The organism is Streptomyces sp. NBC_00984 (assembly GCF_045162475.1).
Classification (GTDB): domain Bacteria; phylum Actinomycetota; class Actinomycetes; order Streptomycetales; family Streptomycetaceae; genus Streptomyces.
Genome location: NZ_CP108734.1, coordinates 7,344,891 through 7,370,497 on the forward strand (window position 1 = coordinate 7,344,891; position 25,607 = coordinate 7,370,497).

Annotated in this window: 23 protein-coding genes; 18 read left to right on the forward strand and 5 right to left on the reverse strand. The window is 70.2% G+C overall.

Annotated features, from left to right (window positions below; translation table 11 throughout):
- Positions 1–20: 20 nt before the first annotated feature.
- The gene (locus OG520_RS32900) at positions 21–698 is read right to left on the reverse strand and encodes a potassium channel family protein (RefSeq protein ID WP_399332408.1); all 678 of its coding nucleotides are present in this window, start codon (positions 696–698) and stop codon (positions 21–23) included.
- Between the two features lie 66 nt (positions 699–764).
- On the opposite strand from OG520_RS32900, the gene OG520_RS32905 reads away from it, so the two are divergent.
- Positions 765–1,325, forward strand: a complete 561-nt coding sequence (locus tag OG520_RS32905) for an HIT family protein (protein WP_406015529.1) — start codon at positions 765–767, stop codon at positions 1,323–1,325.
- A gap of 76 nt (positions 1,326–1,401) precedes the next feature.
- Here OG520_RS32905 and OG520_RS32910 read toward each other — a convergent pair whose 3' ends face one another.
- Both OG520_RS32910 and OG520_RS32915 read right to left on the reverse strand, forming a co-directional pair.
- Positions 1,402–3,072, reverse strand: a complete 1,671-nt coding sequence (locus OG520_RS32910; RefSeq protein WP_406015530.1) for a hypothetical protein — start codon at positions 3,070–3,072, stop codon at positions 1,402–1,404.
- Positions 3,073–3,219: 147 nt separating this feature from the next.
- Positions 3,220–5,445 carry an elongation factor G-like protein EF-G2 gene (locus tag OG520_RS32915; protein ID WP_406015531.1) on the reverse strand — a complete coding sequence of 742 codons (2,226 nt, stop codon included), beginning with the start codon at positions 5,443–5,445 and terminating at the stop codon, positions 3,220–3,222.
- 265 nt (positions 5,446–5,710) lie between these two features.
- Here OG520_RS32915 and pgsA point away from each other — a divergent pair, with 265 nt between their 5' ends.
- The 15 genes from pgsA (at position 5,711) to OG520_RS32990 (ending at position 21,043) form a co-directional block, all read left to right on the forward strand.
- Complete coding sequence (gene pgsA / locus OG520_RS32920) at positions 5,711–6,385, forward strand: phosphatidylinositol phosphate synthase (protein ID WP_406015532.1); 675 nt, start codon at positions 5,711–5,713, stop codon at positions 6,383–6,385.
- Positions 6,382–7,317, forward strand: a complete 936-nt coding sequence (locus OG520_RS32925; RefSeq protein ID WP_406015533.1) for a phosphatidylinositol mannoside acyltransferase — start codon at positions 6,382–6,384, stop codon at positions 7,315–7,317. The genes pgsA and OG520_RS32925 overlap by 4 nt, the downstream gene beginning before the upstream one ends.
- Positions 7,314–8,522 carry a glycosyltransferase family 4 protein gene (locus tag OG520_RS32930; protein ID WP_399332400.1) on the forward strand — a complete coding sequence of 403 codons (1,209 nt, stop codon included), beginning with the start codon at positions 7,314–7,316 and terminating at the stop codon, positions 8,520–8,522. Before OG520_RS32925 ends, OG520_RS32930 begins: the two co-directional genes overlap by 4 nt.
- A gap of 60 nt (positions 8,523–8,582) precedes the next feature.
- Positions 8,583–9,152, forward strand: coding sequence for a hypothetical protein (locus OG520_RS32935; protein WP_399332399.1), 570 nt, complete (start codon positions 8,583–8,585; stop codon positions 9,150–9,152).
- Positions 9,153–9,296: 144 nt separating this feature from the next.
- On the forward strand, positions 9,297–10,217 hold the full coding sequence (gene pdxS, locus OG520_RS32940; protein WP_406015534.1) for a pyridoxal 5'-phosphate synthase lyase subunit PdxS: 921 nt from the start codon (positions 9,297–9,299) through the stop codon (positions 10,215–10,217).
- Positions 10,218–10,223: 6 nt separating this feature from the next.
- On the forward strand, positions 10,224–10,817 hold the full coding sequence (pdxT, locus tag OG520_RS32945; RefSeq protein ID WP_266421899.1) for a pyridoxal 5'-phosphate synthase glutaminase subunit PdxT: 594 nt from the start codon (positions 10,224–10,226) through the stop codon (positions 10,815–10,817).
- A gap of 61 nt (positions 10,818–10,878) precedes the next feature.
- Complete coding sequence (locus OG520_RS32950; protein ID WP_072484508.1) at positions 10,879–11,631, forward strand: YebC/PmpR family DNA-binding transcriptional regulator; 753 nt, start codon at positions 10,879–10,881, stop codon at positions 11,629–11,631.
- A gap of 124 nt (positions 11,632–11,755) precedes the next feature.
- Positions 11,756–12,328 (forward strand): crossover junction endodeoxyribonuclease RuvC, encoded by a 573-nt coding sequence (ruvC, locus tag OG520_RS32955; RefSeq protein WP_406015535.1) that lies wholly within the window; start codon positions 11,756–11,758, stop codon positions 12,326–12,328.
- Complete coding sequence (ruvA, locus tag OG520_RS32960; RefSeq protein ID WP_266421907.1) at positions 12,325–12,951, forward strand: Holliday junction branch migration protein RuvA; 627 nt, start codon at positions 12,325–12,327, stop codon at positions 12,949–12,951. Before ruvC ends, ruvA begins: the two co-directional genes overlap by 4 nt.
- Positions 12,952–13,035: 84 nt before the next feature.
- The gene (gene ruvB / locus OG520_RS32965) at positions 13,036–14,109 is read left to right on the forward strand and encodes a Holliday junction branch migration DNA helicase RuvB (protein WP_399332394.1); all 1,074 of its coding nucleotides are present in this window, start codon (positions 13,036–13,038) and stop codon (positions 14,107–14,109) included.
- Positions 14,110–14,274: 165 nt separating this feature from the next.
- Positions 14,275–14,763 carry a preprotein translocase subunit YajC gene (gene yajC / locus OG520_RS32970; protein WP_399332392.1) on the forward strand — a complete coding sequence of 163 codons (489 nt, stop codon included), beginning with the start codon at positions 14,275–14,277 and terminating at the stop codon, positions 14,761–14,763.
- Positions 14,764–14,908: 145 nt separating this feature from the next.
- Entirely contained in the window at positions 14,909–16,648 is a 1,740-nt protein-coding gene (gene secD, locus OG520_RS32975) for a protein translocase subunit SecD (RefSeq protein WP_406015536.1), read from the forward strand.
- 1 nt (position 16,649) lies between these two features.
- Positions 16,650–17,753, forward strand: a complete 1,104-nt coding sequence (gene secF, locus OG520_RS32980) for a protein translocase subunit SecF (RefSeq protein ID WP_406015537.1) — start codon at positions 16,650–16,652, stop codon at positions 17,751–17,753.
- Positions 17,750–18,301, forward strand: coding sequence for an adenine phosphoribosyltransferase (locus OG520_RS32985; protein WP_399332386.1), 552 nt, complete (start codon positions 17,750–17,752; stop codon positions 18,299–18,301). The genes secF and OG520_RS32985 overlap by 4 nt, the downstream gene beginning before the upstream one ends.
- Before the next feature lie 168 nt (positions 18,302–18,469).
- On the forward strand, positions 18,470–21,043 hold the full coding sequence (locus OG520_RS32990; protein ID WP_406015538.1) for a RelA/SpoT family protein: 2,574 nt from the start codon (positions 18,470–18,472) through the stop codon (positions 21,041–21,043).
- A gap of 76 nt (positions 21,044–21,119) precedes the next feature.
- Here OG520_RS32990 and OG520_RS32995 read toward each other — a convergent pair whose 3' ends face one another.
- Together OG520_RS32995 and OG520_RS33000 are read right to left on the reverse strand one after the other, a co-directional pair.
- Entirely contained in the window at positions 21,120–22,349 is a 1,230-nt protein-coding gene (locus tag OG520_RS32995) for a DUF349 domain-containing protein (protein WP_399332383.1), read from the reverse strand.
- Positions 22,350–22,613: 264 nt separating this feature from the next.
- Complete coding sequence (locus OG520_RS33000) at positions 22,614–23,408, reverse strand: peptidylprolyl isomerase (protein WP_399332381.1); 795 nt, start codon at positions 23,406–23,408, stop codon at positions 22,614–22,616.
- A 150-nt stretch (positions 23,409–23,558) separates the two neighbouring features.
- Here OG520_RS33000 and OG520_RS33005 point away from each other — a divergent pair, with 150 nt between their 5' ends.
- Positions 23,559–24,245 carry an MBL fold metallo-hydrolase gene (locus OG520_RS33005; protein WP_399332379.1) on the forward strand — a complete coding sequence of 229 codons (687 nt, stop codon included), beginning with the start codon at positions 23,559–23,561 and terminating at the stop codon, positions 24,243–24,245.
- A gap of 13 nt (positions 24,246–24,258) precedes the next feature.
- Positions 24,259–25,521 (forward strand): histidine--tRNA ligase, encoded by a 1,263-nt coding sequence (gene hisS, locus OG520_RS33010; RefSeq protein ID WP_406015539.1) that lies wholly within the window; start codon positions 24,259–24,261, stop codon positions 25,519–25,521.
- Positions 25,522–25,607: the final 86 nt, after the last annotated feature.

Sequence of the window (25,607 nt, forward strand, 5' to 3'; positions counted from 1 at the left end):
GAGAAGAGGCCCCCGGAGAGCTACCCGCCCTCCGGGGGCCTCTTCTCGTCCTCCCGGGTGAACACCTGCAGCAGCCACGACGAGAACGAGCCCGTCACCGCCCCCAGCAGCCCCAGCCCGCAGACCATCAGGCCCGCGGCGACCACCCGGCCGCCCGGCGTGACCGGCACCGCGTCCCCGTACCCCACCGTGGTGAGCGTCGCGCACGCCCACCACACCGCGTCACCGAAGGTACGGATCGAGGCGTCCGGGACCATGTGTTCCTGGTGGTAGACGGCGAGCGCGGCGGAGAAGCCGAGCAGCAGGGCGGTCGCCCCGGCATAGGCGATCACGCGGGCGTACAGACTCAGCCGCGGTCGCTCCCGGCGCCGCTGGACCGCGGTGTAGACCCGGAGCAGGCGCAGCGGCCGCAGCAGCGGAAGCAGCAGCACCACCGTGTCCAGCCAGTGCACCCGGACGAAGCGGTGGCCGAGGCCGCTGAGCCGGAGCCGTACGACGTAGTCCGCCGCGAAGACCAGCCAGGTGGCGCCGACCAGGGCGAGGGCCAGGTCCCGCCAGGTGCCGGCGTCCTCGGGGGCGAGGACGCGGACCGCGTAGCCGAGCAGGAAGAGCAGCGAGGCGCCGAAGAGCGGCACTTCCGTGCGTTGCTCCCAGCGCCGGAAGCGAACGGGGGCGGAGTCGGCGGACTGGTCGCTCATCGCCTCAGCATCGCCGTACGCCGACGGGTGCGGCCCCGGCGACACGCACCCCGGGAGTGAAGCAATATGCTGATCGTCATGACGAGTGAGCCGGAGCAGCAGATCGGAGTGGGGACGCCCGACGCGTTCCAGCGCCTGTGGACGCCCCACCGGATGGCGTACATCCAGGGTGAGAACAAGCCGACCGGTCCGGAGGCCGGCGACGGCTGTCCGTTCTGCGGGATCCCGTCGAATTCGGACGAGGACGGGCTCGTCGTCGCGCGTGGCAAGCATGTCTATGCCGTGCTGAATCTGTATCCGTACAACGGCGGCCATCTGATGGTGGTGCCGTACCGGCATGTCGCCGACTACACGGAGCTGGACGGCCCGGAGACGATGGAGCTGGCCGATTTCACCAAGCGGGCGATGGTGGCTCTGCGGACCGCCTCTGGGGCGCACGGATTCAACATCGGCATGAACCAGGGTTCGGTGGCGGGGGCCGGCATCGCCGCCCATCTGCACCAGCACCTGGTGCCGCGCTGGGGCGGCGACACGAACTTCATGCCGGTGGTCGGGCACACGAAGGTGCTGCCGCAGCTGCTCGCCGATACGCGCAAGATGCTGGCCGACGCCTGGCCGGTCGGCTGATCCAGGCTGCCGCTTCCGGGCGGGCCGCCCCGGCATCCGTCATCTGCCGGGGCGGCCTCCGTCCGTCCGTGTCCGTCTACGCGTCGTACAGGTCGGCCTTGCGCGGGGTCGGGTCCTGTACCAGGCCGCTCAGTATCATCGAGCGGTTGTCGAAGCGCTCGATGTCGACGCCGTTCTCCCGGAGGACGCGCAGGGCGGCGCTGTGGACGGCGCGTAGGACGGGCGTCGCCGCGCGCATCGCGTCGTCCGCCATGAAGCGGTGGCGCCAGGGCTTCTCGGCCCAGGCGTGCCGCAGGCCGAACGGCTCGGGCAGGGCGATCTTGCCGCCCAGGTAGTCCAGGAGCGGCGGGTACCAGGTGAACGGGGCGCGCAGGGCGAGGCGGACGACCTCGCTGGATTCGACCAGCGGAAGGGTTATGTCGCGGGTCTCCCAGAACCGGACGGTCTTGTTGACCGTCTTGGTCTTGGCCGCGGGCTTGCTGGTGAAGAGCGAGTGCACCGGACCGAGCGCGTGCCCGGTGACTTCGATGCGCAGGGTTTCGTGGAGCACCGTCACCGTGATCATCATCGTGATGATCAACTGGCCTTCCCAGAGGGTGAACTGGACGCCCAGATAGTGCCGGTCACCGCTGCCGAACTGCTGGTGGTTGCAGATCCGCTGTATCTCGTGCGGTTTGACCTGGAAGGTGGCGACGTCCTCGCCGTCGGGGCGGGAGACCGAGTCGGCGTTCTCCCCGACGGGGGACACGATCCAGTGGGTGACCGCCGGGGTGGGGAACCCCCCGGTGTTCAGCGGGCCGCGCTCCAGCACCTTGAGCTGGTCGTGGATGGCCCGTATCAGGTCCCAGCTGCGGAACTGGTGGAATTCCTTGCCGGGCTCCTTGGGGACGAGCTCCTCGGCGAGCTGCCAGCTGCCCCAGCGGGTGCCCATGCCGAGGATGCCCTTGGGGCCCGCGTAGAAGACCGAGTTGGACTGCTGCTCGGCGGAGAGCTTCTCCAGGCCCTGGCGGAGCGCCTCGCGGGAGGTCTCGTTGGGGTTCTTCGGCACGGCCTCGGGGATCTTGGCGATGACACCGCCGCCGGAGAGCAGCCCCTCCCAGCGGGCGCGCATGTCCTTGGCGGAGGACTCGGCGATCCGTTTGGCGATGAGCCAGCCGACGACGGGGGCGATGATCATCAGGCGGACGTAGAGCGCCAGGAATCCGTTGAGCGGCAGCTTGACCAGGAAGATCAGCGCCACGATGCCGATGATCGGGAGCAGCGCGCTGCCCAGGGTGGAGAGCGCCTTGTCCTTGGTCTTGCCGAGGAAGTCGCGCAGGCGGAACGCGAGGACCCACAGGATCATGCCGGGCAGGAAGAGGAAGCCGAACAGGGCGGTGACGGCGGTGAGTTTGGTGTCGCGGCTCTTGCGGAGACGGCTCGCGGACAGGCAGTGCTCGACGACCGTCTGCGGATCGGTCCCGAACGACTGGATGAGCGCCTTCCGGGCGCCGCCCAGCATGCGTTCCTGGACGGCGCGGGAGAACGCCTCGCCGAGATTGGGCTTGAAGTAGTCGGACTTGAAGAGCTTGGAACGGCCCACCTTGACTTCGGACTTGTGCCACTCGCTGTTGGCGTCAAGGATTTTCTCCACCGGGCTGTCCCGGTACGCGGCGGAGGCGAGGGCGTTCGTCGCCACCGCCTGTCCGCCCGAACCCTGGAGCGGGATCTGCGCTCCGGGAGAGAAATCGAATCCGTCGCTGGCCACTGTCGCCCCCACTCACCGCCGAGGAACTGCTCCTGCGGCTGTTTCCCAACTGCCGTGCCCGGCACACCTTCTGAGCTGGGACCAAAGCGTATCGTCCGGATCGCTGCGCCGCCCGCCCCTGTGGACAAAGGCGGGCGGCATGGCTGGTCATGAGTCGTTGGGATTGTTCTCCTGCTGCTCCCGGAGGCGCTCGGCGAGCTGCGGGGGCATGGCTTCGTGCCGGGCGTACGCCCGGTCGAAGCGACCGGCGCCATGGGAGAGGGAGCGCAGGTCGACCGCGTATCTGCCGATCTCCAGTTCTGGTACCTCGGCCCGTACGAGGGTCCGGCCGGGGCCGGACTGCTCGGTTCCGATCACTTTGCCGCGCCGCCCGGACAGATCGCTCATCACCGGCCCGACATAGTCGTCGGGGACCAGGACCTGGATCTCGGCGACGGGTTCGAGGAGCTGGATGCGGGTGTCCGCGGCGGCTTCGCGCAGGGCCAGCGCGCCTGCGGTCTGGAACGCGGCGTCGGAGGAGTCCACCGAGTGGGACTTGCCGTCCCGCAGGGTGATGCGTACGTCGACGAGCGGGTGGCCGGCCGCGACCCCGCGGGCGGCCTGGGTGCGCACGCCCTTCTCGACGGACGGGATGAACTGGCGGGGTACCGCTCCGCCGACCACCTTGTCGACGAATTCGATGCCCGAGCCCGGAGGCAGCGGCTCCACGTCGATCTCGCAGATGGCGTACTGGCCGTGGCCGCCGGACTGTTTCACATGCCGGCCGCGCCCGGTGGACGGCGCGGCGAAGGTCTCGCGGAGCGACACCTTGTGCGGTACGGCGTCGACCTGGACGCCGTAGCGGCTGCGCAGCCGGTCCAGTGCCACGTCCTGGTGGGCCTCGCCGAGACACCACAGGACCACCTGGTGGGTGTCCTGATTCTGTTCGAGGCGCATGGTCGGGTCCTCGGCGACCAGCCGGGAGAGTCCCTGGGAGAGCTTGTCCTCGTCCGCCTTGCTGTGTGCCTCGATGGCGAGCGGCAGCAGCGGGTCCGGGGTGGTCCAGGGGTCCATCAGCAGTGGTCGGTCCCGGTCGGACAGGGTGTCCCCGGTCTCGGCGCTGCCCAGCTTGGCGACGCAGGCCAGATCTCCCGCGATGCACGCGGTGAGGGGACGCTGCTGCTTGCCGAAGGGGGAGGAGAGCGCGCCGACACGTACCTCGGCCTCGTGGAAGGGGCGGGTCTCGTGGCCGGGGTCGGTGAGGCCGTGGCCGAACACATGGACGGTCTCGTCGGGACGCAGGGTGCCGGAGAAGACGCGCACGAGCGAGACCCGGCCGACGTACGGGTCGGAAGCCGTCTTGACCACCTCGGCGACGAGCGGGCCCTCCGGGTCGCAGGTCAGGACCGGTCGCGACGTCCCGTGCAGGGGGGTGACGCCGGGGAGCGGGCGCTCCAGCGGGGTCGGGAAGCCGCCGGTGATCAGGTCCAGCAGCTCCACCGTGCCGATGCCCTGGCGGGCACCCGCGGCGGCGGGGGACGCGGTGAGGACCGGGTGGAAGGTGCCCCGGGCGACGGCGCGCTCAAGATCGTCGACGAGTGTCTTGATATCGACCTCGGCGCCGCCGAGGTAGCGGTCCATCAGGGTCTCGTCCTCGCTCTCGGCGATGATCCCCTCGATGAGCCGGTTGCGGGCCTCCTGGAGCGTCGCCCGCTGGGTCTCCGCGGGCGGGTTCTCCTGCCGCTCGCCCGAGGAGTAGTCGAAGATCCGCTGGGTGAGGAGGCCGGTGAGCCCGGTGAGCGGGGCGTGTCCGTCGGCGCCCTCGGGGCCGAGGACGGGCAGGTAGAGAGGGAGCACGGCGTCGGGGTCGTCGCCGCCGAAGATCTCGCCGCAGATCCGGGTCATCTCGTCGAACGAGGTGCGTGCCGTGTCCAGGTGGGTGACGACGATGGCGCGCGGCATGCCGACGGCCGCGCACTCCTCCCACACGGCGCGGGTGGCGCCCGCCACCGCGTCGGCCTCCTGGGCCGCGGACACGACGAACAGGGCCGCGTCCGCGGCCCGCAGACCGGCCCTGAGTTCCCCGACGAAATCGGCGTATCCGGGGGTGTCCAGCAGATTGATCCGGTACCCGTCCCATTCGACGGGGACCAGGGAGAGCTGTACGGAACGCTGCTGGCGGTGCTCGATCTCGTCGTAGTCGGAGACGGTCGCGCCGTCCTCGACCCGGCCGGCCCGGTTGATCGCACCCGCGGTCAGTGCGAGGGCCTCGACGAGCGTGGTCTTTCCGGAGCCGCTGTGGCCGACCAGCACCACATTCCGTACGGATGAGGGCCGGTCGGCCGTCGCTGCCCTGCCGGCGGCCCCGGTGTGTGCGTGTGCCTTGTCGCCCATGATGCGTGCCTCCCAGGTAGTGGCGCGGAGCTGAGGAGATACCGACGCGATGTGGGGAGTGATGCACGGGCACCGGGGAGCCGCCGCGGCGGCTACGGCGACGCCCGCGGTAATTCGAGCTTTCCACTCGGGCCAGGCCGCGTCCATACATGGCACGCCGCCGCGCGAGGCCGGGTGCCCGGACGGTGGAGTCCGGCGGGCGTGACTACGATGGGCCAGCCGGTGGCCGATGGGGCCGCTCGGCCCACCGACCCTCGGGAAGGCCATGCTGAACAAGTACGCGCGTGCATTTTTTACGCGTGTCCTCACACCGTTCGCCGCGCTGTTGCTCCGTCTCGGTGTGAGCCCTGACGCGGTCACTCTGATCGGTACGGCCGGGGTGATGGCAGGTGCGCTGGTCTTCTTCCCGATGGGGGAGTTCTTCTGGGGCACGATCGTCATCACGATCTTCGTCTTCTCCGACCTCGTCGACGGCAACATGGCCCGGCAGGCCGGTATCTCCAGCCGCTGGGGCGCGTTCCTGGACTCGACCCTGGACCGGGTCGCCGACGGGGCGATCTTCGGAGGGTTCGCGCTCTGGTACGCGGGCAAGGGCGACGACAATGCGCTCTGCGCCGTCGCGATCTTCTGTCTGGCCAGCGGTCAGGTGGTCTCGTACACGAAGGCGCGCGGCGAGTCGATCGGGCTGCCGGTCGCGGTCAACGGTCTCGTGGAGCGCGCCGAGCGCCTGGTGATCTCGCTGGTCGCGGCCGGATTGGCCGGCCTGCACAAGTTCGGTGTCCCCGGGATCCAGATCCTGTTGCCGATCGCGCTGTGGATCGTCGCCGTGGGCAGCCTGATCACGCTCGTGCAGCGGGTCGTGACCGTGCGCCGCGAGTCCGCGGAGGCCGACGCGGCCGAGGCCGCCGCTGCCCGCCCGGGGAGCGGGACCGCACAGTGAGCGACGACCCCGGGGAGGCGCGGACCGGCCTGCGGGACCGGCTGACCGACGGGCTGTACGGACTCGGCTGGACCGCCGTCAAGAAGCTCCCCGAACCGGTCGCCCGAGCGCTCTTCCGCACCATCGCCGACCAGGTGTGGAAGCGGCGCGGCAAGAGCGTGCTGCGGCTGGAGTCGAATCTGGCACGGGTCGTACCCGGAGCGTCACCGGCCCGGCTGGCCGAGCTCTCCAAGGCCGGGATGCGCTCGTACATGCGCTACTGGATGGAGTCGTTCCGGCTGCCCACCTGGAGCCCGGCGCGGATCAAGGCGTCCATAGAGGTGGCCGACGCGCACCGGCTGACCGACGGCCTCGACACCGGCCGCGGTGTCATCCTCGCCCTGCCGCACCTGGGGAACTGGGACCTGGCGGGAGCCTGGGTCACCACCGATCTCAAGGTGCCCTTCACCACGGTCGCCGAGCGGCTCAAGCCCGAGACGCTGTACGACCGGTTCGTGGCCTACCGCGAGGGGCTCGGCATGGAGGTCCTGCCGCACAGCGGCGGCGCGGCCTTCGGCACCCTGGCGCGGCGGCTGCGCGCGGGCGGGCTGATCTGTCTGGTCGCCGACCGCGATCTGTCCGCCTCCGGTGTCGAGGTGGAATTCTTCGGCGACACCGCGCGGATGCCCGCCGGGCCCGCGCTGCTGGCGCAGCAGACCGGGGCGCTGCTGCTGCCCGTGACGCTCGGCTACGACGAGACGCCCGTGATGAAGGCACGTATCCATCCGCCGGTCGAGACGCCCGAGTCAGGCAGCCGCACGGAGAAGACGTCCTCGATGACACAGGCGCTGGCCGATGCCTTCGCCGTCGGGATCGCCGACCATCCGGAGGACTGGCACATGCTGCAACGGCTCTGGCTCGCCGATCTGGAGATCCGGGAGGACAGGACGTGAAGATCGGCATCGTCTGCCCGTACTCCTGGGACGTACCGGGCGGTGTGCAGTTCCACATCCGCGACCTGGCCGAGCACCTGATCCGGCTGGGCCACCAGGTGTCGGTGCTGGCGCCGGCCGACGACGAGACACCGCTGCCGCCGTACGTGGTGTCGGCGGGCCGTGCCGTGCCCGTCCCGTACAACGGCTCCGTCGCCCGGCTGAACTTCGGCTTCCTCTCGGCCGCCCGGGTGCGCCGCTGGCTGCACGACGGCACCTTCGACGTCATCCACATCCACGAGCCGACCTCGCCCTCGCTGGGGCTGCTCGCCTGCTGGGCCGCGCAGGGGCCGATCGTCGCCACGTTCCACACGTCCAACCCGCGCTCCCGGGCCATGATCGCGGCGTACCCGATCCTCCAGCCGGCGCTGGAGAAGATCAGCGCGCGCATCGCGGTGAGCGAGTACGCCCGCCGCACCCTGGTCGAGCACCTGGGCGGCGACGCGGTCGTCATCCCGAACGGGGTCGACGTCGGCTTCTTCGCCGCCGCCGAGCCCAGGGCCGAGTGGCAATCAGGAGGGGCGCGAAGCACGGTCGAGGGCAGTGGTGGGAGGCCGGAGGGCGGGACGATCGGCTTCATCGGGCGCATCGACGAGCCACGCAAGGGCCTGCCCGTCCTGATGCGGGCGCTGCCCGCGATCCTCGCCGCCCGCCCGGACACCAGGCTGCTGGTCGCCGGCCGGGGCGACGAGGAGGAGGCCGTCGCCTCGCTGCCCAGGGCGATGCGCGAACGCGTCGAGTTCCTCGGCATGGTGAGCGACGAGGACAAGGCGCGGCTGCTTCGCAGTGTCGATGTGTATGTCGCTCCCAACACGGGCGGCGAGAGCTTCGGGATCATCCTGGTCGAGGCCATGTCGGCCGGCGCCCCGGTCCTCGCCAGCGATCTGGACGCCTTCGCACAGGTGCTGGACCAGGGTGCGGCGGGCGAACTCTTCGCCAACGAGGACGCGGACGCGCTGGCCTCGGCGGCGATCCGGCTGCTCGGCGACCCGGAGCGGCGTGCGGAGCTGCGCGAGCGGGGCGCCGCGCATGTGCGGCGGTTCGACTGGTCGACGGTCGGGGCGGACATCCTCGCGGTGTACGAGACGGTGACGGACGGCGCGGCCTCGGTGGCGGCCGACGAACGCACGGGCCTGCGCGCGCGGTTCGGGCTGGCACGGGAGTAGGGGCCGGGGGCGGGCCCGGACCGTCACGCCGTCCGCGCCTCGACGGTAGCCTTGCCGCCCGTGATCGAAACCCTCATCTGGATCGCTGTCGCGGTCGTCGCGATCGGCATGTACCTCAGCTGGACCGCCGGACGGCTGGACCGGCTGCACACCCGCATCGACGCCGCACGGGCCGCGCTCGACGCGCAGCTTCTGCGCCGTGCGTCGGTCACCCAGGAACTGGCCACCTCCGGTGTCCTCGACCCGGCCGCGTCCATCGTCCTGTACGAGGCCGCGCACGCCGCCCGCCAGGCGGAGGAGGAGCACCGCGAGGTCGCGGAGAGCGAGCTGAGTGCCGCGCTGCGGGCGGTCTTCGGCGAGACGGCACAGGTGGAGGCCGTGAAGGAGATCCCCGGCGGTGAGGAAGCGGCGTCCGAGCTCGCCGCCGCCGTGCGCCGCGTCCCGATGGCCCGGCGGTTCCACAACGACGCGGTGCGCGCGGCGCGCGCGCTGCGCCGGCACCGCAAGGTGCGGTGGTTCCGGCTGGCCGGTCACGCCCCTTTCCCGCTGGCCTTCGAGATGGACGACGAACCCCCGGTGGCCCTGGCGGACCGCCCCGTCAGCCGACCGGACGGCCGCAGGCGCGCGTGACGGGGGCCACATCTCGTCCTGTACGCATGCAAAACGATCCACCGGCCTTCCATTGGCCCTTGCAGTGGACTGTTCCCGGAGAGTTTGCTCAGCACTGCACCGAGCAGTGCTTTTCAGCAACTTTTCTCCGAGTGAGGTCGATCCATGTCCACGCTTCCCACCACCCCGCAGTCCGTCGACTCCCCGGCCACCGGCACCGCGCGCGTCAAGCGCGGCATGGCCGAGCAGCTCAAGGGCGGCGTGATCATGGACGTCGTCGACGCCGAGCAGGCGAAGATCGCCGAGGACGCGGGCGCTGTGGCCGTCATGGCCCTGGAGCGGGTGCCGGCCGACATCCGCAAGGACGGCGGCGTGGCCCGGATGTCGGACCCGAACATGATCGAGGAGATCATCGAGGCCGTCTCCATCCCGGTGATGGCGAAGTCGCGTATCGGCCACTTCGTCGAGGCCCAGGTCCTCCAGTCCCTCGGAGTCGACTACATCGACGAGTCCGAGGTCCTCACCCCGGCCGACGAGGTCAACCACAGCGACAAGTTCGCCTTCACCACCCCGTTCGTCTGCGGTGCCACCAACCTGGGCGAGGCGCTGCGCCGGATCGCCGAGGGCGCGGCCATGATCCGCTCGAAGGGCGAGGCCGGCACCGGGAACGTCGTCGAGGCGGTCCGCCACCTGCGCCAGATCAAGAACGAGATCGCCCGCCTGCGCGGCTACGACAACAACGAGCTGTACGCCGCCGCCAAGGAGCTCCGCGCCCCGTACGAGCTGGTCAAGGAGGTTGCGGAGCTCGGCAAGCTGCCCGTCGTGCTGTTCTCCGCGGGCGGTGTCGCCACCCCCGCCGACGCCGCGCTGATGCGCCAGCTCGGCGCCGAGGGCGTCTTCGTCGGCTCCGGGATCTTCAAGTCCGGCGACCCGGCCAAGCGCGCCGCCGCGATCGTGAAGGCCACCACCTTCTACGACGACCCGAAGATCATCGCGGACGCTTCCCGGAACCTGGGCGAGGCCATGGTCGGCATCAACTGCGACACCCTGCCCGAGGCCGAGCGCTACGCCAACCGTGGCTGGTAATCACTGATGAGCGACACCCCTGTGATCGGAGTCCTGGCTCTCCAGGGCGACGTACGGGAACACCTGATCGCCCTGGCCTCGGCTGATGCCCTGGCCAGGCCGGTCCGGCGTCCCGAGGAACTCGCCGAGGTCGACGGCCTGGTCATTCCCGGTGGCGAGTCCACCACGATGTCCAAGCTGGCTTCCCTCTTCGGCATGCTGGAACCGCTGCGCGAGCGGGTGCGGGACGGAATGCCCGTCTACGGCACCTGCGCCGGAATGATTCTGCTCGCCGACAAGATCCTCGACCCGCGCTCGGGCCAGGAGACGGTCGGCGGGATCGACATGATCGTGCGCCGCAATGCCTTCGGGCGGCAGAACGAGTCCTTCGAGGCGGCCGTCGAGGTCGCCGGCATCGAGAGCGGCCCCGTGGAGGGCGTGTTCATCCGCGCCCCCTGGGTGGAATCGGTCGGCGCGCAGGCCAAGGTCGTGGCGGAGCACGGCGGCCACATCGTCGCCGTACGTCAGGGAAACGCCCTGGCTACGTCGTTCCACCCGGAATTGACCGGAGACCATCGCGTTCACGCGCTGTTCGTGGACATGGTGCGCGCAGTCGGCTGACTCGATCCCGGTAGGATCTCTCGGGTTCGAATCGTTTTTGGTGACGCGAAGGAGAAGGCAGATGTCCGGCCACTCTAAATGGGCTACGACGAAGCACAAGAAGGCCGTGATTGACGCCAAGCGCGGCAAGCTCTTCGCGAAGCTGATCAAGAACATCGAGGTCGCCGCCCGCACCGGAGGTGTGGACCCCGAGGGAAACCCGACCCTCGTGGACGCGATCCAGAAGGCGAAGAAGAGCTCCGTACCGAACAAGAACATCGACTCCGCGGTCAAGCGCGGTGGCGGTCTCGAAGCGGGCGGCGTCGACTACCAGACGATCATGTACGAGGGTTACGGCCCGAACGGTGTCGCGGTGCTCATCGAGTGCCTCACCGACAACCGCAACCGTGCCGCCTCCGACGTGCGTGTCGCGATGACCCGCAACGGGGGTTCGATGGCCGACCCGGGTTCGGTCTCGTACCTCTTCAACCGCAAGGGCGTCGTCATCGTCCCCAAGGGCGAGCTGACCGAGGACGACGTCCTGGGTGCCGTGCTCGACGCGGGTGCCGAGGAAGTGAACGACCTCGGTGACACGTACGAGGTCGTCAGCGAGGCCACCGACATGGTCGCGGTCCGCACCGCGCTCCAGGAGGCCGGCATCGACTACGACTCCGCCGAGGCCAACTTCCTGCCCACCATGCAGGTCGAGCTGGACGAGGAAGGCGCGCGCAAGATCTTCAAGCTGATCGACGCGCTGGAGGACAGCGACGACGTGCAGAACGTCTTCGCCAACTTCGACGTCTCGGACGAGGTCATGGAGAAGGTCGACGCCTGAGCCGCGCCCAGCGCAGCCTTCATGGACGGGCCGACGGGGACACACCCCGTCGGCCCGTCGCATTGTCAGTGCGAGCCGATAGCCTGCGGGAACAGTTGACCGATCGGTACGGAGGGGGCGTCCCATGCGGGTACTGGGTGTGGACCCGGGGCTGACCCGGTGCGGTGTCGGCGTCGTCGAAGGCGTCGCCGGCCGCCCCCTGACGATGCTCGGTGTGGGCGTCGTCCGCACCCCGCCCGACGCGGAGCTCGGTCCCCGGCTGGTCGCCATCGAGCGCGGCATCGAGGAGTGGCTCGACGAGCACCGGCCCGAGTTCGTCGCCGTGGAGCGGGTGTTCAGCCAGCACAACGTCCGTACGGTCATGGGCACCGCCCAGGCCAGCGCCGTCGCCATGCTCTGCGCGTCGCGCCGCGGCATTCCCGTCGCCCTGCACACCCCCAGCGAGGTCAAGGCGGCCGTCACCGGCACCGGCCGTGCGGACAAGGCACAGGTCGGCGCGATGGTCACCCGGCTGCTGCGGCTCGACGCCCCGCCGAAGCCGGCCGACGCCGCCGACGCCCTCGCCCTCGCCATCTGCCACATATGGCGCGCCCCCGCCGCCAACCGCCTCCAGCAGGCACACGCGGCAGCCGCCGCGGCCCGAGCCGGGCGCGTTCCCCATACACCCGCAGTCCCCGTCCGGAAGGTCCCCCGATGATCGCCTTCGTCAGCGGCCCCGTGGCCGCACTCGCCCCGACCACGGCCGTGATCGAGGTCGGCGGCATCGGCATGGCCGTCCAGTGCACGCCGAACACCCTCGCCGGCCTCCGGATCGGCAAGGAGGCCAGGCTCGCCACCTCCCTCGTCGTGCGGGAGGACTCGCTCACCCTCTACGGCTTCGCCGACGACGACGAGCGGCAGGTCTTCGAGCTGCTCCAGACCGCCAGCGGGGTCGGGCCCCGGCTCGCCCAGGCGATGCTCGCCACCCACAGCCCGGACGCCCTGCGCACCGCGGTCGCCACCGGCGACGAGAAGGCGCTCACCGCCGTTTCCGGCATCGGCAAGAAGGGCGCGCAGAAACTCCTCCTCGAACTGAAGGACAGACTCGGCGAGCCCGTCGGCGCCCACATCGGCCGGCAGGGCATCGGCACCGCCGTCACCTCGTCCTGGCGCGATCAGCTGCAGGCCGCCCTGATCGGCCTCGGCTACGCCACCCGCGAGGCCGACGAAGCGGTCACCGCCGTCGCCCCCCAGGCCGAGGCAGCCCTCGCCGAGGGCGGGCAGGCCCCCGTGCCGCAGCTGCTGCGTGCCGCACTGCAGACCCTCAACCGCGCGCGCTGACCGGAGCGCGACACCCCCGGGGAACACCCCGACGCCGGGCCGGGCACCGCACGGCACCGAAACACCCGAGGCGGGACAGACTGAATGAACTGGGACGAGACCGGACCCGACACCGACGAGCGGCTCGACGAGCGCCTCGTCCAGGCCGACGCGGACGGTGAGGACACCGCGGTCGAAGCGGCGCTCCGGCCGAAGGATCTCGACGAATTCGTCGGCCAGGAGAAGGTGCGCGAACAGCTCGACCTGGTCCTCAAGGCGGCTCGGGCCCGCGGCGCCACCGCCGACCACGTCCTGCTCTCCGGCGCCCCCGGCCTCGGCAAGACCACCCTCTCCATGATCATCGCGGCCGAGATGGGCGCGCCGATCCGGATCACCTCCGGCCCCGCCATCCAGCACGCGGGTGATCTTGCCGCGATCCTCTCCTCCCTCCAGGAGGGTGAGGTCCTGTTCCTCGACGAGATCCACCGCATGTCGCGGCCGGCCGAGGAGATGCTCTACATGGCGATGGAGGACTTCCGGGTCGACGTCATCGTCGGCAAGGGCCCCGGCGCCACCGCCATCCCGCTGGAACTGCCGCCCTTCACCCTGGTCGGCGCCACCACCAGGGCCGGACTGCTGCCGCCGCCGCTGCGCGACCGCTTCGGCTTCACCGGCCACATGGAGTTCTACGCACCCACCGAGCTGGAACGCGTCATCCACCGCTCCGCCCGTCTCCTCGACGTGGAGATAGACGCGGACGGCGCCGCCGAGATCGCCGGCCGTTCCCGCGGCACCCCCCGTATCGCCAACCGGCTGCTGCGCCGCGTCCGGGACTACGCCCAGGTCAAGGCCGACGGGCGGATCGACCGCCCGGTCGCCGGCGCGGCGCTCGGGGTGTACGAGGTCGATGCCCGCGGCCTCGACCGGCTCGACCGCGCGGTGCTCGGCGCCCTGCTGAAGCTCTTCGGCGGCGGTCCTGTCGGGCTGTCCACCCTCGCGGTCGCCGTGGGGGAGGAGCGCGAAACCGTCGAGGAGGTCGCGGAGCCCTTCCTGGTCCGGGAAGGACTGCTGGCCAGGACGCCGCGGGGGCGGGTCGCGACCCCCGCGGCCTGGGCCCACCTGGGTCTCGTGCCTCCACAGCAAGGCGGAAAGGGACAACAGGGCCTGTTCGGGGCGTGATCTGTCACAGGTTGGCCGACGCAGGAACCACGGAGGGGCGCTGGGCGTTGTTCCATCGATGCGGACTCGCTTAGACTCCGCCGATGCCGCCCTTACAGGTCGGTGTACCCACCCCCGTAGATACAGGCCGCCTTCCAGCGCGGTCGTGCGAAGGAAACTCGTCCCGTGAATCCCGTGACTCTCCTCCCCTTCATCGTGCTCATCGGGGCAATGTTCCTGATGACGCGGTCCGCCAAGAAGAAGCAGGCGGCCGCCGCCCAGATGCGCAACGAGATGCAGCCCGGCACCGGCGTCCGGACGATCGGGGGCATGTACGCCACCGTCAAGGAGCTGCACGACGACACGGTTCTCCTTGAGATCGCGCCCGGCGTCCACGCCATCTACGCCAAGAACGCCATCGGCGCCGTCCTCGACGACGCGGAGTACAACCGCATCGTCCACGGCGACGGCGAGAGCGGTCTCGACCTCGACGGCACGGTCGTTCCGGACGACGCCTCCTCGCTGACCGAGGCCGACGCCGACGAGGACACCTCGGACGACTCCCGGATCGACCTGGGCAAGAAGGCCGAGAAGGCCGACGAGGCCGAGCCGAAGGACGCCGAGTCCGGCAAGAAGTCCGAGGGCAAGGACGACGGCGAGGCCGACGCGAAGTAAGCCACGCCCGGGGATGCCGTGAGCCCACCGGCGTCCGGCATTCCCCGGACCGTGCGATCTTCTGCGGGGGCGGGTCCCCACTACACTTCGTGGCCGCTCGGGCGCGTACCCGGCGCGGGGCGGTTGGACAGGGAGAAACGAGAAGGTGGCAGCACCGAAGAAGAGCCGAGGGCCGGCCGGCGGTCAGGGCAGGCCGGGGCGTTCCCTGGCTCTGATCCTGATCGCCATGGTCGCGCTCACCGGCGGGATGTTCCTGGCCGATCAGCCGACCCCACGGCTGGGTATCGACCTGGCGGGCGGCACCTCGATCACGCTTGAGGCGAAGAGCGAGCCGGGCCAGGAATCGGCGATCAACAAGACCAACATGGACACGGCGGTCCAGATCATGGAGCGCCGTGTCAATGGTCTTGGTGTCTCCGAGGCCGAGGTCCAGACACAGGGCGATCGCAACATCATCGTCAACATCCCCAAGGGCACGAACTCCGCCCAGGCCCGGGAGCAGGTCGGCACCACGGCCAAGCTCTACTTCCGGCCGGTGCTGACCGTCGCCCAGGGCACGCCCACCCCGACGCCCAGCGCCTCGACGTCCGGCAAGCCCACCCCGTCCGGCAGCCCCAGCGCCCCCACCGCCGACAAGGGCAAGACGTCGGCGACGCCGAACGCGAGCGCCACCACCCAGGGTCGCGCGGTCACCGGCGCCCTCAAGGCCGACTCCACGCCCACTCCCAAGGCGAGCACCACGCCCAAGGCCGACACCACGCCGTCGGCGTCCGCCGCCGACGAGGCCGCCGCCGCCAAGCTGCAGAAGCAGTTCGCGGCGCTGGACTGCTCCAGCAAGGCGTCCCGCGCCGAGGCCGCACGGGGGGCCAAGCCCACCGACACGGTCGTCGCATGCAGCTCCGAGGGTGACGCGAAGTACGTCCTCGGCCCGTCCGAGGTGTCCGGCACCGAGGTCGACAACGCCAAGGCCGGCTTCAACCAGCAGCGCGGCATGTGGATCGTCAACATGGAGTTCACCAAGCAGGGCTCCAAGCAGTTCCAGACGATCACCAAGAAGCTCTCCGCGCAGCCGTCCCCGCAGAACCAGTTCGCCATCGCCCTGGACGGCGAGGTCGTCTCCGCGCCCCAGGTGAACTCGACGCTCAGCGGCAGCGCCGAGATCTCCGGCAGCTTCACCCAGCAGTCCGCCGATGACCTGGCCAACGTGCTCTCCTACGGTGCGCTCCCGCTCTCGTTCAAGGAGCAGAGCGTCACCACGGTCACCGCCGCGCTCGGCGGCGAGCAGCTCCAGGCAGGTCTGATCGCCGGTGCCATCGGTCTGGCCCTGGTGGTCATCTACCTGGTGGCCTACTACCGAGGCCTCGCGCTCATCGCGCTCCTGAGCCTCCTGGTCTCCGGCATCCTGACCTACACGCTCATGTCGCTGCTCGGCCCGGCCATCGGCTTCGCGCTGAACCTCCCGGCGGTCTGCGGCGCCATCGTTGCCATCGGTATCACCGCGGACTCCTTCATCGTGTACTTCGAGAGGGTCCGCGACGAGATCCGCGAGGGCCGCACGCTCCGTCCGGCCGTCGAGCGGGCCTGGCCGCGCGCCCGGCGCACCATCCTGGTCTCCGACTTCGTGTCGTTCCTCGCCGCCGCGGTGCTCTTCGTCGTCACCGTCGGCAAGGTCCAGGGCTTCGCGTTCACGCTGGGTCTCACCACTCTGCTCGACGTGGTCGTGGTGTTCCTCTTCACCAAGCCCGTCATGACGCTGATGGCCCGTACGAAGTTCTTCGCCAGCGGTCATCCGTGGTCCGGTCTGGACCCGAAGCGGCTCGGTGCCAAGCCGCCGCTGCGCCGCTCGCGCCGTGTCAACGCCCCCACCGACCCGAAGGAGGCGTGAGATGTCGCGACTCGGCACTCTCGGCGCCCGTCTCTACCGCGGCGAGGTCGGCTACGACTTCATCGGCAAGCGCAAGATCTGGTACGGGATCTCGATCCTGATCACCATCACGGCCATCGTCGGCCTGGCGGTCAGCGGCCTGAACATGGGCATCGAGTTCAAGGGCGGCGCGGTCTTCACCACCCCGAAGACGAGCGTCACCGTCGCCAAGGCGGAGGACCTGGCCACGGAGGCCTCCGGCCACCAGGCGATCGTCCAGAAGCTCGGCAACGGCGGTCTGCGCATCCAGATCACCGAGGTCGACACCGCGAAGTCCGACGAGATCAAGAACACGCTCTCCAAGGACCTCGACGTTCCCGCGGAGAAGATCGCCGCCGACCTGGTCGGCCCCAGCTGGGGTGAGCAGATCGCCAACAAGGCCTGGACCGGCCTCGGCATCTTCATGGTGCTCGTCGTGATCTACCTGGCCATCGCCTTCGAGTGGCGCATGGCCATCGCGGCCCTGGTCGCACTGATCCACGACATCACCATCACGGTCGGCGTCTACGCCCTGGTCGGCTTCGAGGTCACCCCGGGCACCGTGATCGGTCTGCTGACCATCCTCGGTTACTCCCTCTACGACACGGTCGTCGTCTTCGACAGCCTCAAGGAGGGCACGAAGGGGATCACCAAGCAGACCCGGTGGACGTACAGCGAGATCGCCAACCGCTCCATCAACGGCACGCTGGTCCGTTCCATCAACACCACCGTCGTGGCACTGCTGCCGGTCGCCGGTCTGCTGTTCATCGGTGGCGGTGTCCTCGGCGCCGGCATGCTGAACGACATCTCCCTGGCGCTCTTCGTCGGCCTCGCCGCCGGTGCGTACTCCTCGATCTTCATCGCCACGCCGCTCGTCGCCGACCTCAAGGAACGCGACCCGCAGATGAAGGCCCTGAAGAAGCGGATCCTCGCCAAGCGCGCGGCAGCCGCCGCCAAGGGCGAGTCCGCCGACGACGAGCCGTCGGACGACGACTCCCCGCAGGACGCCGCACCCGCCGCCGCGGTCGTCGGCCAGCGCCAGCAGCCCCCCAGGGGCCACGGCCGGACCTCGGGGAAGCGTCGATGACCAGCACCACCGAGAGCACCCGCGAGCTCCTGCTCAGCCGCATCCGCGATGTGCCGGACTACCCGAAGCCGGGTGTGCTGTTCAAGGACATCACCCCGCTGCTCGCGGACCCGACGGCGTTCGCGGCCCTCACCGACACCCTCGCGGAGCTGTGCGTACGGCACGGCGCCACGAAGGTCGTCGGCCTGGAGGCCCGGGGCTTCATCCTGGCCGCCCCGGTCGCGGTCCGGGCCGGGCTCGGCTTCGTCCCCGTCCGCAAGGCGGGCAAGCTGCCCGGAGCCACGCTCGGCCAGTCGTACGAGCTGGAGTACGGCACCGCCGAGATCGAGATCCACGCGGAGGACCTGTCCGCCGACGACCGGATCATGGTCATCGACGACGTCCTCGCGACCGGCGGCACCGCCGAGGCCTCGCTGGAGCTGATCCGGCGGGCCGGTGCCGAGGTCGTGGGCGTCGCGGTCCTCATGGAGCTCGGCTTCCTGCCCGGACGGGCCCGACTGGAGCAGGGGCTGCGGGGCGCTCCGCTGGAGGTTCTGATCACGGTCTGAGCAGCACCGACCGTACGTGGCAACGGCATATGCGAGCAGGACGGGCACTCGGGAACAACCGGGTGCCCGTTCCGCGTTGTCAGGAGTCTCACGGTCCCCGGGGGAGGACCGGCCGCAGGGTCGATACGATGGCCTCTCCGGGTACCCGGATCCGCACGAGGAGCGCTCTTGCCAGACGAGGCCCAGCCAGTCGCCGCCCCGCAGCCCGACAAGCCCGCGGCGGCCCCAGCCACGCCCGGGAAGACGCGGCCCGCGGACAAGCCGAAGCCCCCGGCCCCCGAGCCCGGCAAGGGCCCGGACCGGGCGAGTGCTCCGGCGGCCGGGGCCGCGCCCGCTTCGCCCGCACAGCCGGCCGCACCCGCCTCCCCGGCCGCGTCCGCCCCGAAGCCTCCCGCGAAGCCCGCAGCCAGGCCGGTGCCGTCGGCCGCCCCCACGACCCGCTCCGGCGGCTCGTCCAACCGGGTGAGGGCCAGGCTGGCCCGGCTCGGCGTCCAGCGCTCCAGCCCGTACAACCCGGTGCTCGAACCGCTGCTGCGCATCGTCCGCGGCAACGACGCCAAGATCGAGGCGGCCACGCTGCGCCAGATCGAGCGCGCCTACCAGGTCGCCGAGCGCTGGCACCGTGGCCAGAAGCGCAAGAGCGGCGACCCGTACATCACGCATCCGCTCGCCGTCACGACGATCCTCGCCGAGCTGGGCATGGACCCGGCCACGCTGATGGCCGGACTGCTGCACGACACGGTCGAGGACACCGAGTACGGCCTGGACACCCTGCGCCGCGACTTCGGCGACCAGGTCGCCCTGCTCGTCGACGGCGTCACCAAGCTGGACAAGGTCAAGTTCGGCGAGGCCGCCCAGGCCGAGACCGTACGCAAGATGGTCGTCGCCATGGCCAAGGACCCCCGGGTCCTCGTCATCAAGCTCGCCGACCGGCTGCACAACATGCGCACCATGCGCTACCTCAAGCGGGAGAAGCAGGAGAAGAAGGCCCGCGAGACCCTTGAGATCTACGCTCCGCTGGCACACCGCCTGGGCATGAACACCATCAAGTGGGAGCTGGAGGACCTCGCCTTCGCGATCCTCTACCCCAAGATGTACGACGAGATCGTGCGTCTGGTCGCCGAGCGGGCCCCCAAGCGCGACGAATACCTCGCCATAGTGACCGACGAGGTCCAGGCCGACCTTCGCGCCGCCCGGATCAAGGCCACCGTCACGGGCCGGCCGAAGCACTACTACAGCGTCTACCAGAAGATGATCGTGCGGGGCCGGGACTTCGCCGAGATCTACGACCTGGTGGGCATCAGGGTCCTCGTCGACACCGTCCGCGACTGCTACGCGGCGCTCGGCACCGTCCACGCGCGATGGAATCCGGTCCCCGGCCGGTTCAAGGACTACATCGCGATGCCCAAGTTCAATATGTACCAGTCGCTGCACACCACGGTGATCGGTCCCAGCGGCAAGCCCGTCGAGCTGCAGATCCGCACCTTCGACATGCACCGTCGCGCCGAGTACGGCATCGCCGCGCACTGGAAGTACAAGCAGGAGGCCGTCGCGGGCGCCTCCAAGGTGCGTACCGACGTCCCCAAGAACACCGGCCGCGGCCAGGACACCGTCAACGACATGGCGTGGCTGCGCCAGCTCCTGGACTGGCAGAAGGAGACCGAGGACCCCAGCGAGTTCCTGGAGTCGCTGCGCTTCGACCTCTCCCGCAACGAGGTCTTCGTCTTCACGCCCAAGGGCGACGTCATAGCGCTGCCCGCGGGTGCGACCCCGGTCGACTTCGCGTACGCGGTCCATACGGAGGTCGGCCACCGGACCATAGGAGCACGGGTCAACGGGCGGCTCGTACCGCTCGAATCGACGCTCGACAACGGCGATCTGGTGGAGGTCTTCACCTCCAAGGCGGCCGGCGCCGGACCCTCCCGGGACTGGCTGGGCTTCGTCAAGTCCCCCCGTGCCCGCAACAAGATCCGCGCCTGGTTCTCCAAGGAGCGCCGCGACGAGGCGATCGAGCAGGGCAAGGACGCCATCGCGCGGGCCATGCGCAAGCAGAACCTGCCGATCCAGCGCATCCTGACCGGCGACTCCCTGGTCACCCTCGCCCACGAGATGCGCTACCCCGACATCTCGTCCCTGTACGCGGCGATCGGCGAGGGACATGTCGCGGCCGCCGGAGTCGTGCAGAAGCTGGTCCAGGCGCTCGGCGGCGAGGACGAGGCCAACGAGGACATCGCGGAGAGCTCACCGCCCTCGCGCAGCCGCAGCAAGCGCCGCTCCAACGCCGATCCGGGTGTGGTCGTCAAGGGCGTCGAGGACGTCTGGGTCAAACTGGCCCGCTGTTGCACGCCCGTCCCCGGCGACCCGATCATCGGCTTCGTCACCCGGGGCAGCGGCGTCTCCGTGCACCGCGCCGACTGCGTCAACGTCGACTCGCTGTCGCAGCAGCCGGAACGGATCCTGGAGGTCGAGTGGGCGCCGACCCAGTCCTCGGTCTTCCTGGTCGCCATCCAGGTCGAGGCCCTCGACCGGTCCCGGCTGCTCTCGGACGTCACCCGCGTCCTGTCCGACCAGCACGTCAACATCCTGTCGGCGGCCGTCCAGACCTCCCGGGACCGGGTGGCCACCTCACGATTCACCTTCGAGATGGGCGACCCGAAGCACCTCGGCCACGTACTGAAGGCGGTCCGGGGTGTGGAGGGCGTCTACGACGTCTACCGGGTGACCTCGGCCCGCAGGCCGTAACGGCGTACCACGACCGCACACGAGGAAGGGGCTCCCGTACGTCGCGTACGGGAGCCCCTTCCTCATGGTGCGACTGTCAGCCGCCGAACTCCTCCAGGCCCTTGAGCGCCTGGTCCAGCAGCGCCTGCCGGCCCTCGAGCTCCTTGGCCAGCTTGTCGGCACGGGCGTTGTTGCCCGAGGCGCGGGCCGTGTCGATCTGCGTACGCAGCTTGTCCACGGCCGCCTGGAGCTGACCGGTCAGACCCGCGGCGCGCGCACGCGCCTCAGGGTTCGTCCGCCGCCACTCCGACTCCTCGGCCTCCTGGAGCGCCCGCTCCACCGCTTGCATCCGCCCCTCGACCTTCGGGCGGGCGTCACGCGGAACGTGGCCGATGGCCTCCCAGCGCTCGTTGACGGCCCGGAACGCGGCCCTGGCCGCCTTCAGGTCCTTCACCGGCACCAGCTTTTCGGCCTCGACCGCGAGCTCCTCCTTGAGCTTGAGGTTCTCGCCCTGCTCCGCGTCCCGCTCGGCGAAGACCCCGCTGCGGGCGGCGAAGAAGACGTCCTGAGCACCGCGGAAGCGGTTCCACAGATCGTCCTCGGCCTCGCGCTGGGCGCGGCCCGCCGCCTTCCACTCCGTCATCAGGTCGCGGTAGCGGGCGGCCGTGGCCCCCCAGTCGGTGGAACCGGAGAGCGATTCCGCCTCGACGACCAGCTTCTCCTTGGCCTTGCGGGCCTCCTCGCGCTGGGCGTCCAGCGACGCGAAGTGGGCCTTGCGGCGCTTGGAGAACGCCGAGCGGGCGTGCGAGAAGCGGTGCCACAGCTCGTCGTCGGACTTGCGGTCGAGCCGCGGCAGGCCCTTCCACGTGTCGACGAGCGCACGGAGCCGCTCGCCCGCGGAGCGCCACTGCTCGCTCTGCGCCAGCTCCTCGGCCTCGGCGACCAGGGCCTCCTTGGCGTGCTTCGCCTCGTCGGTCTGCTTCGCCTTCTGGGCCTTGCGCTCCTCGCGCCGCGAGTCGACCGTCGCGACGAGCGCGTCGAGCCGCTTGCGCAGTGCGTCGAGGTCACCGACGGCGTGATGCTCGTCCACCTGCAGACGCAGATGCTCGATGGCGGTCGTCGCGTCCTTCGCCGACAGATCGGTGGTCTTCACCCGCCGTTCGAGGAGGCCGATCTCGACCACAATGCCCTCGTACTTGCGCTCGAAGTAGGCCAGAGCCTCCTCGGGGGAACCCGCCTGCCACGATCCGACGACCTGCTCGCCGTCGGCTGTCCGCACGTACACGGTGCCGGTCTCATCGACACGGCCCCACGGGTCGCTGCTCACAGCGCCTCCTCCACCTGATGCCCGCGAGGGGGTTCGCCCCCCTGGCATCGTCCACAGTTTCCTGGGGCGGGCAGCGCCCGCCCTGCACAACGCCAATCTAGGCGACCGGCCGCCCGGCTGTCCGCACTCAGCGCGGCCGAAAAAAATCCGGCCCGCGCCAGGGCCTCTCGTTCGGATCATGCGGGGCTCGTGTGCCCGTGTGCCTGATCCGAACGAAAGACCCCGGTCGTCACCGGCCGGCCCGGTCCGGCCGCCCCGAGCCGGTCACGACTTGTCGACAGCGGCCTTCGAGATCTTCACGGCCTTCTTCGGCGCACCGTCGGGCGCACCGCCGGCCGCGCCCGCCGCGCCGATGTCCTTGACGGCCTTCAGCGAGGCGTCGTCCATGGTGCCGAACGGGGTGTAGGTGGGCGGCAGTTTGCTGTCCTTGTACACCAGGAAGAACTGGCTGCCACCGGTGTGCGCCTGGCCGGTGTTCGCCATCGCCACCGTGCCCGCCGGATAGGTCACCGTGCCGTCCTTGCCCGCCTTGCCCAGCGCGGTCAGGTTCTCGTCCGGGATCGTGTAGCCGGGACCGCCCGAGCCGTTGCCCTTGGGATCGCCGCACTGCAGGACGAAGATGCCCTGCGTGGTCAGCCGGTGACACTTGGTGCCGTCGAAGAAGCCCTTGTCGGCCAGTGACTTGAAGGAGTTCGTGGTGTGCGGGGTCTTCGCCGCGTCCATCGTGAACGCGATGTCGCCCTGGCTCGTACTGAGCGACATCTTGTACCCGGACTTCTTGTCGATCTTCATCGCGGGCTCGGGCGCCTTGCTCTCGCTCGGCGACGGCGACGCGGGGTCCGACGGGGTCGAACTGGCGGCGGCGTCCGCCGTGTCCTTCTTGTCGTCGCCGTCGAGGGCGAGGTACGAGCCCACACCCACGACCGCCACCACGGCCACCGCGGACGCGATGACGACCGTCAGCCGCCTCGTCCTGCGGCGGGCCTCCTCCCGGCGCTGCTGCTGCCGCTCGAACTTCTCCCTGGCGAGCTGCCGCCGCCGCTGATCGCTGCTGACCACCGGGTGATCTCCTTGAGTAGGTCGTGTGATGGGCCTTGGCTGCCCCGTACCGTATATGGGTTAGCTGTGGAATGAGGAGCGCCGGTAGGCTCTGAACTGCCGCGACCTTCTCAGTCGCAATCCGCCGTCGGACGACCATTAAGGACGATCGTGCTCATTGCCGGGTTCCCCGCAGGGGCCTGGGGGACCAACTGTTATCTGGTCGCCCCGGCCGCAGGCGAGGAGTGCGTGATCATCGACCCGGGCCACCAGGCCGCGGACGGAGTCGAGGAAGCACTGAAGAAGCATCGGCTGAAGCCCGTCGCCGTCGTACTGACCCACGGCCACATCGACCATGTCGCCTCGGTCGTCCCGGTGTGCGGCGCGCACGACGTCCCCGCCTGGATCCACCCGGAGGACCGGTACATGATGAGCGACCCGGAGAAGGCCCTCGGCCGCTCCATCGGGATGCCGCTCATGGGCGAGCTGACGATCGGGGAGCCGGACGACGTCAAGGAGCTGAGTGACGGCGCCCGGCTGGAGCTGGCCGGTCTGGAGTTCGGTGTCGCGCATGCGCCCGGCCATACCAAGGGGTCGGTGACGTTCAGGATGCCCGAGGCCGCGGATGTTCCGCAGATCCTCTTCTCGGGCGACCTGCTCTTCGCCGGCTCCGTCGGACGCACCGACCTGCCGGGTGGCGACCACGCCGAGCTGCTCGAGTCGCTGGCCCGTGTGTGCCTGCCGCTCGACGACTCGACCGTGGTGCTGTCCGGCCACGGCCCCCAGACGACCATCGGCCGCGAGCGCGCCTCGAATCCGTATCTGCACGGTATGGACGCGCCCCGACGAGGAATGTGACGAGAGACATCCCGTGAGCACTTTCAAGGCCCCCAAGGGCACGTACGACCTGACCCCGCCCGACTCCGCCAAGTACCTCGCGGTGCGCGAGGCCATCTCCGCACCCCTGAAGAACTCCGGCTACGGCTACATCGAGACACCCGGCTTCGAGGACGTCGCCCTCTTCTCGCGCGGAGTCGGTGAGTCCACCGACATCGTGACCAAGGAGATGTACACCCTCACCACCAAGGGCGGATCCCAGCTGGCACTGCGCCCCGAGGGCACCGCTTCCGTGCTCCGCGCCGCACTGGAGGCCAACCTCCACAAGCTCGGCAACCTGCCCGTGAAGCTCTGGTACTCCGGCTCGTACTACCGCTACGAGCGCCCGCAGAAGGGCCGCTACCGCCACTTCTCGCAGGTCGGTGCCGAGGCGATCGGGGCCGAGGACCCGGCGCTGGACGCCGAGTTGATCATCCTGGCCGACCAGGCGTACCGCGCGCTGGGCCTGCGGAACTTCCGCATCCTGCTCAACTCGCTGGGCGACAAGGAGTGCCGCCCCGTCTACCGGGACGCGCTCCAGGGCTTCCTGCGCGAGCTCGACCTGGACGAGGAGACCCGCCGCCGCATCGAGATCAACCCGCTCCGGGTCCTCGACGACAAGCGGCCCGAGGTGCAGAAGCAGCTGACCGGCGCCCCGGTGCTGCGCGACTACCTCTGCGACGCCTGCAAGGCGTACCACGAGGAGGTGCGCGACCTGCTCTCCGCGGCAGGTGTGGTGTACGAGGACGACGAGAAGCTCGTCCGCGGCCTCGACTACTACACCCGCACCACCTTCGAGTTCGTCCACGACGGGCTCGGCTCGCAGTCCGCGGTGGGCGGCGGTGGCCGCTACGACGGTCTGTCCGAGATGATCGGCGGACCGGCGCTCCCGTCGGTCGGCTGGGCGCTCGGCGTGGACCGTACGGTGCTCGCGCTGGAGGCGGAGGGCATCGAGCTCGAACTGCCCGCCGCCACCAGTGTCTTCGCGGTACCGCTCGGCGAGGAGGCCCGCCGGGTGCTCTTCGGTGTCGTCACGCAGCTGCGCCGCGAGGGTGTGGCGGCGGACTTCGCGTACGGGAACCGGGGCCTCAAGGGCGCGATGAAGAGCGCGAACCGGTCGGGAGCCCGCTTCACCGTCGTCGCGGGCGAGCGGGACCTGGCCGAGGGCGTCGTCCAGCTCAAGGACATGGAGTCCGGCGAGCAGACGCCCGTTGCCCTGGCCGATGTGGCCGGGGCGATCCGCGAGCGCCTGGCCTAGGGACTGTCCGGCGGGTCAGGGCCGGACAGGCCCTGGTCCGTCCGGTGCGGCCGGCGGGCGGAATCCCGTCCGCCGGCCGCACCGGA

Coding starts and splice junctions, on each gene's coding strand:
- OG520_RS32985 (WP_399332386.1), top strand. CDS start 17,750: ATGACCAGCACCACCGAGAGCACCCGCGAGCTCCTGCTCAGCCGCATC.
- OG520_RS32915 (WP_406015531.1), bottom strand. CDS start 5,445: ATGGGCGACAAGGCACACGCACACACCGGGGCCGCCGGCAGGGCAGCG.
- pgsA (WP_406015532.1), top strand. CDS start 5,711: ATGCTGAACAAGTACGCGCGTGCATTTTTTACGCGTGTCCTCACACCG.
- OG520_RS32905 (WP_406015529.1), top strand. CDS start 765: ATGCTGATCGTCATGACGAGTGAGCCGGAGCAGCAGATCGGAGTGGGG.
- pdxS (WP_406015534.1), top strand. CDS start 9,297: ATGTCCACGCTTCCCACCACCCCGCAGTCCGTCGACTCCCCGGCCACC.
- OG520_RS32900 (WP_399332408.1), bottom strand. CDS start 698: ATGAGCGACCAGTCCGCCGACTCCGCCCCCGTTCGCTTCCGGCGCTGG.
- pdxT (WP_266421899.1), top strand. CDS start 10,224: ATGAGCGACACCCCTGTGATCGGAGTCCTGGCTCTCCAGGGCGACGTA.
- secF (WP_406015537.1), top strand. CDS start 16,650: ATGTCGCGACTCGGCACTCTCGGCGCCCGTCTCTACCGCGGCGAGGTC.
- ruvC (WP_406015535.1), top strand. CDS start 11,756: ATGCGGGTACTGGGTGTGGACCCGGGGCTGACCCGGTGCGGTGTCGGC.
- ruvA (WP_266421907.1), top strand. CDS start 12,325: ATGATCGCCTTCGTCAGCGGCCCCGTGGCCGCACTCGCCCCGACCACG.
- ruvB (WP_399332394.1), top strand. CDS start 13,036: ATGAACTGGGACGAGACCGGACCCGACACCGACGAGCGGCTCGACGAG.
- OG520_RS32950 (WP_072484508.1), top strand. CDS start 10,879: ATGTCCGGCCACTCTAAATGGGCTACGACGAAGCACAAGAAGGCCGTG.